The 12,231-nt window shown below is 74.5% G+C and carries 13 protein-coding genes; 5 read left to right on the forward strand and 8 right to left on the reverse strand.

What is annotated here, in order from left to right; all coding sequences use genetic code 11:
* Positions 1-80 precede the first annotated feature (80 nt).
* Entirely contained in the window at positions 81-1,451 is a 1,371-nt protein-coding gene (locus tag R3E88_08275) for a DUF839 domain-containing protein (GenBank protein MEZ4216458.1), read from the reverse strand.
* 3 nt (positions 1,452-1,454) lie between these two features.
* Positions 1,455-1,886 (reverse strand): VOC family protein, encoded by a 432-nt coding sequence (locus R3E88_08280; protein MEZ4216459.1) that lies wholly within the window; start codon positions 1,884-1,886, stop codon positions 1,455-1,457.
* 84 nt (positions 1,887-1,970) lie between these two features.
* Here R3E88_08280 and R3E88_08285 point away from each other — a divergent pair, with 84 nt between their 5' ends.
* Both R3E88_08285 and R3E88_08290 read left to right on the forward strand, forming a co-directional pair.
* The gene (locus tag R3E88_08285; GenBank protein MEZ4216460.1) at positions 1,971-2,840 is read left to right on the forward strand and encodes a TIGR03619 family F420-dependent LLM class oxidoreductase; all 870 of its coding nucleotides are present in this window, start codon (positions 1,971-1,973) and stop codon (positions 2,838-2,840) included.
* Entirely contained in the window at positions 2,795-3,373 is a 579-nt protein-coding gene (locus R3E88_08290; GenBank protein ID MEZ4216461.1) for a GNAT family N-acetyltransferase, read from the forward strand. The genes R3E88_08285 and R3E88_08290 overlap by 46 nt, the downstream gene beginning before the upstream one ends.
* Here the strand turns inward: R3E88_08290 and R3E88_08295 are convergent.
* The 6 genes from R3E88_08295 to R3E88_08320 all read right to left on the reverse strand — a co-directional run bounded on the left by R3E88_08295 (position 3,367) and on the right by R3E88_08320 (position 8,811).
* A complete protein-coding gene (locus R3E88_08295) occupies positions 3,367-4,506 on the reverse strand; it encodes an acyl-CoA dehydrogenase (GenBank protein MEZ4216462.1) in 1,140 nt (379 codons plus the stop codon). The two genes, R3E88_08290 and R3E88_08295, sit on opposite strands and share 7 nt — an antisense overlap.
* Before the next feature lie 37 nt (positions 4,507-4,543).
* Complete coding sequence (locus R3E88_08300) at positions 4,544-5,755, reverse strand: acyl-CoA dehydrogenase family protein (protein ID MEZ4216463.1); 1,212 nt, start codon at positions 5,753-5,755, stop codon at positions 4,544-4,546.
* Between the two features lie 113 nt (positions 5,756-5,868).
* Complete coding sequence (locus R3E88_08305; protein MEZ4216464.1) at positions 5,869-6,339, reverse strand: RidA family protein; 471 nt, start codon at positions 6,337-6,339, stop codon at positions 5,869-5,871.
* A gap of 69 nt (positions 6,340-6,408) precedes the next feature.
* Complete coding sequence (locus R3E88_08310) at positions 6,409-7,197, reverse strand: hypothetical protein (GenBank protein MEZ4216465.1); 789 nt, start codon at positions 7,195-7,197, stop codon at positions 6,409-6,411.
* Between the two features lies 1 nt (position 7,198).
* A complete protein-coding gene (locus tag R3E88_08315) occupies positions 7,199-7,648 on the reverse strand; it encodes a Zn-ribbon domain-containing OB-fold protein (GenBank protein ID MEZ4216466.1) in 450 nt (149 codons plus the stop codon).
* Positions 7,645-8,811: a thiolase family protein gene (locus R3E88_08320; GenBank protein ID MEZ4216467.1), complete on the reverse strand. Its 1,167-nt coding sequence runs from the start codon at positions 8,809-8,811 to the stop codon at positions 7,645-7,647. The genes R3E88_08315 and R3E88_08320 overlap by 4 nt, the downstream gene beginning before the upstream one ends.
* A 154-nt stretch (positions 8,812-8,965) precedes the next feature.
* On the opposite strand from R3E88_08320, the gene R3E88_08325 reads away from it, so the two are divergent.
* The 3 genes from R3E88_08325 to R3E88_08335 are packed head-to-tail and all read left to right on the forward strand — an operon-like array spanning position 8,966 to position 12,199.
* Positions 8,966-9,622, forward strand: a complete 657-nt coding sequence (locus R3E88_08325; protein MEZ4216468.1) for a class I SAM-dependent methyltransferase — start codon at positions 8,966-8,968, stop codon at positions 9,620-9,622.
* A gap of 16 nt (positions 9,623-9,638) precedes the next feature.
* Positions 9,639-10,820, forward strand: coding sequence for an epoxide hydrolase (locus R3E88_08330; GenBank protein MEZ4216469.1), 1,182 nt, complete (start codon positions 9,639-9,641; stop codon positions 10,818-10,820).
* Positions 10,817-12,199, forward strand: a complete 1,383-nt coding sequence (locus tag R3E88_08335) for an amidohydrolase family protein (protein MEZ4216470.1) — start codon at positions 10,817-10,819, stop codon at positions 12,197-12,199. Before R3E88_08330 ends, R3E88_08335 begins: the two co-directional genes overlap by 4 nt.
* The last annotated feature ends 32 nt before the right edge of the window (positions 12,200-12,231 follow it).

Here is a 12,231-nt window from a genome sequence, read left to right on the forward strand (position 1 = left end):
CGCGCGCGGGCGCCGGCGGGCGGCCGGCAACGATAGCGGCGGCGGAGAGGCCGGGCCGCACGAGCGCGCGTCCGCGCCTCCTACAGCCCGCCGCGCCGCCACGGCCCCGCGATCGCGCACGTGATGCCCGGCTCCTGCAGGTTCACGAACAGCCAGCGCGCCGCGCCGCGCACGGGCGGCGCGAAGCACGCGCCCGTGAGCTCGGAGCTGCGGAAGTCGCCCGCGAAGCCGCGCTCGCCGGCCAGCACGGCGTTGCCGCGCGCGAGCGCGAAGAGGTCGCCGCCGCGCGTGAGCCCGAGCAGGCGGTCGCTGCCCGCGCCGTCCTCGCACAGCACGGCGCCGCCGCCCGGGCTCGCCGTCACGTTGTCCGGGCTCTCGAGGTCGGCCGCGGACGCGGATTCGTAGACGAGCCGCAGCGTCTGCGCGCGCGGGTCGAGCTCGAAGACCTGCCCGAGGCCCGCCGCGCCGCCCGCCGTCGCCGTGAACAGGAAGCGCCCGCGCACGCGCCAGATGCCCTCGCCGCGCACGAAGCGCGCGCCGCCGCGCGCGCGGCCCTGCAGGTACACGGCGCTCGCGGCGACCGCGTTGCGGTCGCCGGGCGGGTCGGGGAGGTCGATGTCGACCCAGTCGACGTCGAGCGGCACGCCGGCCGGGACGCCGCGCGCCGTGTCGGCCGCGGGCGCGTCGCGCAGCGCGAGCATCTGCAGGCGGCCGGCGTCGAGCCGCCCGCGCGCATTCGGCAGGAAGCGGTAGAGCCCGGACGCGCCGGCGTCCTCCGTCAGGTAGGCCGCGCTCCCGTCCGCCTCGAACGCGACCGCCTCGTGCGCGAAGCGGCCCATCGCGCGCAGCGGCTGCGCGCTCGCGCGCCCGTGCGCGGGCACCTCGAAGCAGAAGCCGTGCTCGCGCAGGAGCGCCCCGTTGCCCGGGCCGTCGGTCGTCTCCTCGCAGGAGACCCAGCTTCCCCACGGCGCGATGCCGCCCGCGCAGTTGCGCAGCGTGCCGGCGAGGCTCGCCCACGCGGCGCCGAAGCGGCCGGCGCGCGGGTCGAAGACGACGTGGGTCGTGCCGCCACCGGCCTGCGCGTCGTAGAGCGGGGCGCGCGCGGAGAGCGGCGCGCCCGCGCTGCGCTCGTGGTTGCGGACGAGCACGAGGCGGCCGCGCCGCGCGCGGAAGCAGCCGATGCCGTCGGGGCGGTCGGGCGCGGTCTCGCCATCCTCCATGGGGTCGCCCGTCCACGCGCCGCTGACGAGCCGGAAGCCGGCGGGAAGCTCGAGCAGCGCGGCGCCCGTCGTCTCGTCGGGCGTCGGCGCGAGCGGGCCGAACCCGGGCGGGCCGAGCGCGGTCGGGCCCGCGCCCGCGGCGAGCGCCTCGAAGGGCGAGAGCGGCGCGGCGGCGAGCGCGCCGGCGGCCGCGCCGGCGCGCAGGAAGGCGCGGCGCGACAGGGGGCGCACGGCCTAACGAGCCTCGCCGAGCGGGGCGTCCGTCACCTCGACGACGTTGCCCGTCGGGTCGCGGAGCACGACGCGGCGGATGCCGTGCGCGTCCGTGCCCGGCCCGAAGTCGAAGCGGGCCCCGGCCGCGCGCAGCCGCTCGACCGAGGCGTCGAAGTCGGCCGTGAAGACGGCGAAGTGCGGCGGAAAGCTCGGCGAGCGCGGCGGCGCGTAGCCCTTCGCCTCGAAGACGTGGAGCTCGGTCGCGCCGAGCCGGTACCAGGCGCCCGGCACGGCGACCTCGGGCGGGCGCGGGATCTCCTCGAGCCCGAGCGCGCCCCCGTAGAAGCGGCGGGCGGCCTCGGCGTCGCCGACGCAGACGGCGACGTGGTGGCAGGCGGCGATCGGGCCGGGCGCGGCGGGCCGGTCGGCGGCGGCGGACGGGCGGTCGGGCATGCGCGCACCGTCTCACGCGCGGACGGCGCTGGCAAGACGCTCTATCCTGCGCGCGCCGTCGACCCGAGGGAGGCCGCCTCGACCGTGCGATTCTCGTTCAGCGAAGCGATGTGCGACCCGGCCCAGTACGTCCCGCTCGCGCGCGCCTGCGAGCGGGCGGGCATCGACACCTTCAACGTCCCCGACTCGATCTTCTACCCCGAGCACGCGGACGACATCTATCCGTACACGCCGGACGGCAAGCGCGCGTTCCTCGAGGACAAGCCGTTCATCGAGCCGTTCACGCTCGTGCCCGCGCTCGCCGCCGTGACCGAGAAGCTCCTGTTCGCGACGTTCGTGTACAAGCTGCCGATCCGGCAGCCGGTGCTCGTCGCGAAGGGGCTCGCGTCGGTCGCCGTGATGTCGAACGACCGCTTCAAGTTCGGGGTCGGCCTCTCGCCGTGGCCGCAGGATTTCGCGGGCTGCGGCCAGGACTGGAAGAGCCGCGGCAAGCGCATGGACGAGATGATCGAGATCATCCGCGGCCTGCTGCGCGGCGACTTCTTCTCCTACGAGAGCGAGCACTACTCGATCCCGTCGATCAAGATCGACCCGGTGCCGCGCAAGCCGGTCAAGTTCCTGATCGGCGGCCACGCGGACGCGGCGCTGCGGCGCGCGGCGCGCATCGGGGACGGCTGGATGATGGCGGGCTTCGACGCCGACCTCCTCCACCGCCAGCTCGACACCCTGAACCGGTATCTCGACGAGTACGGGCGCGACCGCTCGGACTTCGAGATCCACGTGATCCCGCTCGGGGCAAAGGGTCCCGACGACTTCCAACGGCTCGCGGACAAGGGCGTCACCGACATCCTCGTCGGCGCCCGCAACTCGTATGCGGACGACCGCATGACGCTCGAACAGAAGGTCGAATGGATCGAACGGTTCGGCGCAAACGTCCTCTCGAAGATCCGCTGACCGCGCCCGCGAAGGCCGCGCTCCGCGCCTTCGACCCGGACCGCGACTACCCAGCGATTCGCCGCTGCTTCGTCGAGCTGCAGGAGACGGAGCGCGCGCTCGACCCCGCGATGCCCGCCGGCGAGGACGTCGCCGACGCGTACCTCGCGCTGCTGTTCGAGCGCTGCCGCGAGTTCGCGGGTGCGGTGATCGTCGCCGAGGTCGACGGGGAGGTCGCGGGCTACGCCGCGGTGTGGACGCGCTTCGTGTCCGACGAGCCCGACGACGACCCGCGCGCGCACGGACACCTGGCCGACCTCGTCGTCGCCGCGCCGTATCGCGCCCGCGGCATCGGACGCATGCTGCTGCGCGCGGCCGAGGACCGCGTGCGCGAGGCCGGCGTTCCCGTCTTCTGTCTGGGCGTCAAGGCGGGCAACGACCCCGCGCTCGCGCTGTACGCGTCCGAGGGGTTCCGCGAGACGGAGCTCGTGCTCGTGAAGTCGCTGCACCCGCCCGCGCCGCGGCGCCGGCCCGCGCGGCGGCGCGCTCAGTAGCCGCGCAGCGCCGCATAGCGACGGCGGTGGAAGCCGCCGTCGCCGAACGTGCGCTGCTGCACGCGGAACCGCTTCAGGAAGAGCCCGATGTCCTCCTCGTCGGTGACACCGATGCCGCCGTGCATCTGCACGCCTTCGGCGCCGACGAGCTGGAGCGCGTCGTCGAGCTTCGCCTTCGCGGCCGAGACGGCCGCCGGCGCGTCGTCGCGGCCCTCGTCGAGCGCGCGCAGCGCGTCGAGCGCGAGCGACTTCCCGAGCTCGATCTCGATGTACATCCTCGCCGCGCGGTGCTTGAGCGCCTGGAAGCTCCCGATCGGCACGCCGAACTGCTCGCGCACCCGGAGGTAGTCGAGCGTCCTGGCGAAGGCGGCCTCGGCGCCGCCGAGCATCTCGCTCGCGAGCGCGGCGGTCGCGCGGTCGAGCGCGGCGTCGAGGGCCGCGGCCGCGCCGCCCGGGTCGCCGAGCACGCGGTCCGCCGCGACGGCGACGCCGTCGAGCTCGACGGTCGCGGCGTTGCGGCCGTCGACCATGAGCGTGCGCTTCACGGTGAGCCCCGGCGCGCCGGCGTCGACGACGAACAGCCCGAGGCCGTCGCGGTCCGTCTCGCCGCCCGCCGTGCGCGCGACGACGACGATCGCGTCGGCGACGTGGCCGTCGAGCACGAAGTGCTTGCGTCCGCGGAGCGCGAAGCCCGCGCCGTCGCGCTCGGCGCGCGCCGCGACGCGGTGCGGGGCGTGGTGGGGCCCTTCCTGCACCGCGCCGGCGAGCAGCACGCCTCCCGCGCAGAGCGGCGCGAGCCAGCGCTCGCGCTGCGCGTCGTCGCCCGCGAGCGCGACGAGCGCGCCGCCGAGCGCGGTCGTCGCGAGGAGGGGCGAGGCCGCGAGCGTGCGCCCGCACTCCGCCATCACGACGCCGAGCTCGGCCCAGCCGAGCCCCGCGCCGCCGAAGCGCTCCTCGAACGGGATGCCCGCCCAGCCGAGCTCGGCCATCTCCTTCCACACGGCGCGCGAGAAGCCGTCGGGGTCGGCGGTGTCGCGCAGCCGCCGCAGCTCGGCGACGGGGGCGCGCTCGTCGAGGAAGCCGCGCGCGCTCTCGCGCAGCAGCTCCTGCTCTTCGGTCGGGGCGAGGGACATGGGGCGTCGGACCTCTCGGGCGCGCGGTCGCGCGATGCTAGTCGGGCAGGCCGAGCACGCGCTTGGCGATGATGTTGAGCTGGATCTCGGAGCTGCCGCCCTCGATCGAGTTGGCCTTCGAGCGCAGCCACTGCCGGGTGAGCGCGAGCTCGTCGGCGTCGAACCCGTCGCCCTCCCAGCCGAGGCCCTGGCTGCCCAGGATCTCGAGCGCGAGCTCGTGGCGCGCCTTGTTCGTCTCGGTCGCGACGTACTTGAAGATCGACGACGCGGTGCCGACCTCGCCGCCCGCGCGCGCCTCGTCCTGGCTGCGGCGCACCGTCGCGCCGAGCGCGCGCTGCTCGATCTCGACGTGCGCGATCGCCTCGCGCAGGCGCGCGTCGGCGACGCGGCCGCCGTCGTCGCCGAGGTAGCGCTTGCCGAGCTCGCCGAGCGAGACGGCGCGCTGCGCGCGCGGTGCGCCGACGCCGCTGATCGACTGCCGTTCGAACTGGAGCAGGCGCTTCCCGATCGTCCAGCCCTGGCCGGGCTTCCCGACGAGGTCGCGCTTCTCGACGCGCGCGTTCTCGAAGAACGTCTGGCAGAACGGCGACGAGCCGCTGATCAGCTTGATGGGGCTCGTGCGCACGCCGGGCTGGTCCATGTCGACGAGCACGAAGCTGATGCCCTCGTGCTTGCTCGCCTTCGGGTCGCTGCGCACGAGGCAGAAGATCCAGTCGGACTTGTCCGCGTACGAGGTCCAGATCTTCTGCCCGTTCAGCACGTAGTGGTCGCCGCGGTCCTCGCAGCGCGTCTGCAGCGAGGCGAGGTCGGAGCCCGCGCCGGGCTCGCTGTACCCCTGGCACCAGCGGATCTCGCCGCGCGCGATCTTCGGGACGTGCTCGCGCTTCTGCTCCTCGGTGCCGAACTCGAGCAGCGTCGGGCCGAGCATCGTGATGCCGATGTTGGTGTGCGGCGGGCGCGCCTCGATGCGCGCCATCTCCTGCGCGAGGACGCGCGCCTGCGCGGTCGAGAGGCCCCCGCCTCCGTACTCCTTCGGCCAGGTCGGCACGGTGAAGCCGCGCTCGGCCATGACGTGCATCCAGCGCTCGCCGTCCTCGCGCGGCTCGAAGAACTCGCGCCGGCGGCCGCCCCAGTTCGCGGTGGCCATCAGGTCGATCGGCCCGCGCATCGTCGCCGGGCAGTGCTCTTCGAGGAAGGCGCGCACCTCGGCGCGGAACGCCTCGAGGTCGGAAGGGGAGTCGGAAGGCATGTTAGGCTCCGCCCCGCCGCCGCTCGCGTGCGGCGCGGGCCGGCGCAGTCTACACGAGCGCGCCGGGCCGCCCGCGCGGCCGCGCAGCGCCCGCTCGCCGGCGCTCCGTCCTCCTAGCCCTCGATCTCGAAGACCGCGGCGATCTCGACGGCCACGCCGAACGGCAGCTCGTTCGTCCCCACCGCGAAGCGCGCGTGGCGGCCCGCGTCGCCGAAGACGTCGACCATCAGGTTCGAGGCGGCGTTGATCACGGCCGGCTGCTCGCCGAAGCCGGGCGCGGAGCGGACGAACCCCTGGATCTGCACGCAACGCCGCACGCGGTCGAGGTCGCCTCCGCACGCCGCGCGCACCTGCGCGATCACGCCGAGCGCGCACGCGCGCGCCGCGGCCTCGCCCTGCGCGCGCGTGAGGTCGGCGCCGACCGTCCCCTGGTAGGCGAGCCGGCCGTCCTCGAACGGCACCTGGCCCGAGACGAACACGAGATCGCCCGTGCGGACCCACGGCACGTAGTTGGCGGCCGGAGCGGGTGCCTCGGGAAGCTGGATGGCGAGGTCGGCGAGGCGGCGGTCGATGCGCGAGGACACGGGGCTCTCCTTGGCACTCGCGCGCGGCGGCGCGCGGCGGGCGGGCGGCGCCGCGCGCCGCCGCGCGGGTCAGAGGAAGTCGGGGTCGACGCCGGGCACGTCGGCGTCGAACGGCGCGGCGAGCGCGAGCGTTCCCGCGCCGTGCGCGGCGAGCCGCGAGGCCAGGCCCGCGAAGTGCGCGGGCCACGCGTCGCGCACGTCGCCCGCGACGAAGCAGAGCACGAGCAGGCGCTGCCCGAGGCCGGGCGGCTCGGGGAAGTCGGCGGGCCACTCGGGCGGCTTCGGCATCAGTGCGAGCACGACGGCGAGCTCGGCCGGCGAGCCCGCGAGCAGCGCGGGCAGCGCGCGCTCGCGGAGCGCGCTCTCGAGCCCGGCGAGCGGCTGGCCGGGCGCGCAGTCGACCCACGCGGCGACGAGCCCCGCATAGCGATGGTCGAGCGCGAGCTCGGGCGGCACGCCGTCCGGGTCGCGCCGCACGCTGCCTGCGTGCCGGTAGCGGTGCGTGAAGAGGTGGTCGCGGTGCGGGAACGACTCGCCGCGCGCGCGCTGCGCCTCCATGCTCGCGGCGACGAAGCGCTGCTGCTCGTCGAGCGCGCCCTGCTGGACCCAGAAGGTCGACAGGTGCGTGCCGCGCGCCGCGTCGCCGCCGATCGGGTTGGCGCCGCGCGGCTCGCGCAACGCGCGCAGGTCGGGCGGCGCGATCCACAGGCGCGCGGCGAGCGTGCCCGGCGCGCACACGCCCGCGCGATAGAGGTGGTCGCGCGCGTACCAGCGGTGGAAGGCGCGCTCGTGGCCCGCGTGCGGCTCGAGGAAGCCGACGAGCGCGTGGCCGAGCTCGACGGGCGGGACGTCCGCCACGTCAGCGCGCGCCCGCCGCGGGCGCGGCGCGCGGCCGGAAGTAGGGCAGGGTGATCGCGTCGCTCGCGCGGTGGAACGCGACCTCGACGGGCATGCCGATGCGCACGTCGTCGGGCGCGACGTCGACGAGGTTGGTCAGCATGTGGGCACCCTCTTCGAGCGCGACGATCGCGACCACGTAGGGCGCGCGGAACTCGGGCCGCTGCGGCCGGTGCACGACGCTGAAGCTGTAGACCTCGCCGCGCCCGGAGACGCGCGTCCACTCGAGCGCCTCGGTGAAGCACGCCGTGCAGACGGGCTGCGGAATGAACTCGAGCGCGCCGCACGCGGTGCAGCGCTGCACGCGCAGCTCGCCCTCGCGGCAGCCGTCCCAGTGCGGCTGCGAGAGCGGCGTCGGCCGCGGGAGCGGCGTTCCTTCGTGGGGCCTCGTCGGTGTCGTCGCGTCGCTCACGGCCGCTCCGTTCCCAGCATCATGACGTCGCAGAAGAGCGCGCCCGCGCCGCCGTTGCTCGCCATCGCGACCTTCGCCTCCGGCACGCGGAGCGCGTCCGGCACGTCGCCGCGAAGCTGCTTCACGGCGGCGATCGGCTTCTGCAGCAGCTGCGCGAGGCCCGCGTGGCTGAACGAGAGGAGGCCGCCGTTCGTCGCGACGGGCGTCGCGCCGTCGATGCGCACCTGGCCGTCGAGCACGTAGTCGGCGGCCTCGCCCTCCTTGCAGAAGTCGAACGCCTCGAGCTGGCGGATGACTTCGAACGAGAACGGGTCGTAGAGCTCGAGCACGTCGACGTCGCGCGGGCCGAGCCCGCTCTGCGCGTAGCAGAGGCGCGCCGCGCGCCGGCCGACGGTGCCGTAGCGGTCCCAGACCGGCGCCGTCACGTACGACATGCCCTGACGGTCGGTCGAGCCGCCGAGCACGAAGACGGGCGTCGCGTCGAGGTCGCGCGCGCGCTCGGCCGTCGTCAGCACGAGCGCGGCGCCGCCCTCCGAGTTGATGCAGCAGTCGAGCAGGTGGAAGGGCGACGCGACCATGCGCGACTGCAGCACCGTCTCGCGCGACACCTCCTTGCCGTACATCACGGCCTCGGGGTTCAGGGCGCCGTTGCTGCGGATCGCGGCGGCGACCTCGGCGAGCGCTTCCTGCGGCGTGCCGTACAGGTGCATGTGGCGCTGCGCGATCAGCGCGAACTCGGCGGCGGTGTAGAGCCCCCAGCACTCGACGAACTCGTTCGTCGGGCGCGTCCACGACACGGTGGCCGAGTGGTCGGTGTACTCGCCGCACTGCACGCTCGCGACGAGCGCGGTGTGGCACTGGCCCGTCGCGATCGCGGCCGCGGCCTCGAGCACGCCGCCGATGCCCGGCTCCTGGCCCGTCCAGCACGGCTGCTTGCCGAGCAGGTGGGCGCCCTCGCGCGAGCTGAGCCGCCAGACCCAGCTGTGCGCGTTCACGCCGTCGACGTCCGTCGGCGCGAGGCCCGCGTTCGCGAGCGCGCCGCGCATGGCGTCGACGAGCAGCGCGGGCTCCGTCCAGCCCGTGAGCTTCTTGGCCTGCGGCGTGTCGTAGACGCCGACGATCGCGACGTCGTGGAGGGGGTTGCGGGCCGGCGTGCTCGCCATGCGGGGTCGCGGCTCCTCGGTTCCCGGTCGACACCGCTGTCGGCCGGCGCGTACCCTACCACCGCGCGCGCCCCGAGCCGCCCCCGTCGACGCAGATCGATCGCCGCCCCCGGGCGGCGCTGCGCCGGCGCGCGGGAACAGCGAGGCCGATCGAATGCCCAAGTCCGCATGGCTGACCGAAGCGCTCCACGAGTACCTCGTCGCGCACAGCGACCCCGACGACGACCTGCTCCGCGAGCTCACGGCCGAGACGAAGCGCAGCGTCGAGGGGCTGTGGCTGATGGAGATCGCGCCCGAGCAGGGCGCGTTCATGCAGATGCTCGTCGCGATCTCGGGCGCGCGGCGCGCCGTCGAGGTCGGCACGTTCACCGGCCACTCGTCGATCTCGATCGCGCGCGGGCTGCCCGACGACGGGCGGCTCCTGTGCCTCGACACGAGCGAGGAGTGGACGGCGATCGCGCGGCGCTACTGGGCGAAGGCGGGCCTCGAGCACAAGATCGAGCTGCGCCTCGGGCCCGCGGTCGACGCGCTGCGCGCGCTCCCGCGCGAGCCGCTCTTCGACTTCGCCTTCATCGACGCCGACAAGCCGAACTACCCCGTGTACTACGAGGAGATCCTCGCGCGCATGCCGCAGGGCGGCCTCGTCGTGTGCGACAACGTGCTGTGGATGGGCGCGGTGGTCGACCCGGCGGCGCAGGACGAGCAGACGAAGGCGATCCGCGCGTTCAACGACCTCGTCGCCGCGGACGCGCGCGTGTCGACGTCGATGATCCCGGTGGGCGACGGGCTCCTGCTCGCGCGCAAGCGCTAGCGCGGGAGGCGGCCTCGTGGCGATCGAGCCGTTCCGCATCGCGATCCCCGAGGCCGACCTCGACGATCTGCGCGTGCGGCTCGCTCGCGCGCGCCTCCCGGACGACCTCGAGGACGCCGGCTGGCGCTACGGCATGCCGAGCTCGGCGCTGCGCGACGTGCTCGCCTACTGGCGCGACGGCTACGACTGGCGCGCGCAGGAGGCGCGGCTCGCCGCGTTCCCGCAGTTCACGACCGAGGCGGCGGGCGAGCGCGTGCACTTCTTCCACGTGCGCTCGCCCGAGCCCGACGCCGTTCCGCTCGTGCTGACGCACGGCTGGCCGGGCTCGCCGGTCGAGTTCCTCGGCGTGATGGGCCCGCTCGCCGACCCGCGCGCGCACGGCGGCGACCCGGCCGACGCCTTCCACGTCGTGTGCCCGTCGATGCCGGGCTACGGCTTCTCGGGCCCGACGACGCGGCCGGGCGTCGACGTGCACCGCGTCGCCGACGCGGTCGCCGCGCTGATGCGGCAGCTCGGCTACGAACGCTATGTCGCGCAGGGAGGCGACTGGGGCGCGCTCGTCACGCGCCGGCTCGGCGAGGCCTACGCCGACCGGCTGCTCGGCGTGCACCTCAACATGGGCTTCGCGATGCCCGACGACCTCGCCGCGCCCGAGGCGTGGGAGGGCGTGACGGACGAGGAGAAGGCCGCGTTCGCCGAGGCGGGCGCGCGCATCGCCGACGGCACGGGCTACATGGCGATCCAGAGCACCAAGCCGAACACGCTCGGCCTCGGGCTCAACGACTCGCCCGCCGGGCTCGCGGGCTGGATCCTCGAGAAGTTCCACGCCTGGAGCGACCTGCGCCCGGACGGGCGGCTCGAGAGCGTGTACGCGCTCGACGATCTGCTCACCAACGTGATGCAGTACTGGTGGACGGGCACGGCGGCGTCGGCCGCGCGCCTCTACTGCGAGAGCGCGCGCGCCGGCACCGCCGCGACCGACCCGTGGCGCGGCCGCGTCGACGTGCCGACCGGCTTCGCGCGCTATCCGCGCGAGCTCCTGCAGACGCCGCGCGCGTGGATGGAGCGGCGCTACCGGCTCGTGCACTTCGCACAGATGGAGCGCGGCGGGCACTTCGCCGCGTTCGAGCAGCCCGAGGCGTTCGTGCGCGACCTGCGCGCATTCGCGCGCATCCTGCGACAGGAGACCCCGTCATGAAGCTCGAAGACATGATCCTCGTGAGCGTGGACGACCACGTCGTCGAGCCGCCCGACATGTGGGACGGCGTGCTGACGCCCGAGTGGAAGGCGAAGGCGCCGAAGCTCGTGCACAAGCCCGACGACACCGACGTGTGGCTGTTCAACGGCCAGCAGATCCCGAACGTCGGGCTGAACGCCGTCTCCGGCCGGCCGCCCGAGGAATACGGAATGGAGCCGACGGCGCTCTCGCAGCTGCGCCCCGGGCACTACGACGTCGACGAGCGCGTCCGCGACATGAACGCGGCGGGCATCCTCGGCTCGATGTGCTTCTCGTCCGTGCCGGGCTTCTGCGGCCAGCTCTTCGCGCGCCAGGACGACAAGACGCTCGCGCGCACCATGACCCAGGCCTACAACGACTGGCACATCGACGGCTGGTGCGGCGCGCATCCCGGCCGCTTCATCCCGCTCGCGCTCCCGATGCTGTGGGACCCGAAGGCGATGGCCGAGGAGGTCCGGCGCGTCGCGCGGAAGGGCTGCCATGCGGTCACGTTCCCGGACAACCCCGTCGGCCTCGGCTTCCCGTCGCTGCACAACGACTACTGGGAGCCCTTCTGGAAGGCGTGCTCGGACGAGGGCGTGATCGTCGCGATCCACATCGGCTCGGGCACGGGCATGAACTTCAGCGAGCCCGAGGCGCCGGTCGAGATCATGATCGCGTCGACGCCGATCTCGCTCTTCTCGTGCGCCACCGAGTGGGTCTTCAGCAACGTGCTGCGCCGCCATCCCGACCTGCGCATCGCGCTCTCGGAGGGCGGCATCGGCTGGGTGCCGTACTTCCTCGAGCGCGTCGACTACGTCTACGAGCACCACCACAAGTGGACGCACCAGGACTTCGGCGGCGAGCTCCCGAGCGACGTCTTCCGCCGCCACTTCGTGACGTGCTTCATCGACGACGCGGTCGGCGTGCGCGACCGCGATCTCGTCGGGCTCGAGACCATCACGTGGGAGTGCGACTACCCGCACAGCGACTCGACCTGGCCCGACGCGCCGGAGCGGCTGTGGCGGTCGATGGAAGGCGTTCCGAAGGCCGAAGTCGACGCGATGACGCACCTGAATGCGATGCGCCACTTCCGCTACGACCCCTTCGCGCACGTCCCGCGCGAGCAGGCGACGGTCGGCGCACTGCGCGCGCAGGCGTCGGGCGTCGACCTCTCGCTCAAGTCGGCGGGCGGCGCGGCGCCGGCGCCGGCCGACGCGCCGTTCGTCACCATCGCGCACGTCATGAAGCAGCTCGCGACCGCCTTCGCGACGCCCTTCGAGAGCGACGCGTCGAAGCCGGCGGGCGGCGCGGACGCCGCCGCGACGGCCGCGAAGCACTGGAACGTGAAGACGAAGTAGCCGCGCCGCACGCGGCGCGCGCCGGCCGCGCC

Source organism: Myxococcota bacterium (assembly GCA_041389495.1).
GTDB lineage: Bacteria > Myxococcota_A > UBA9160 > UBA9160 > UBA4427 > JAWKRT01.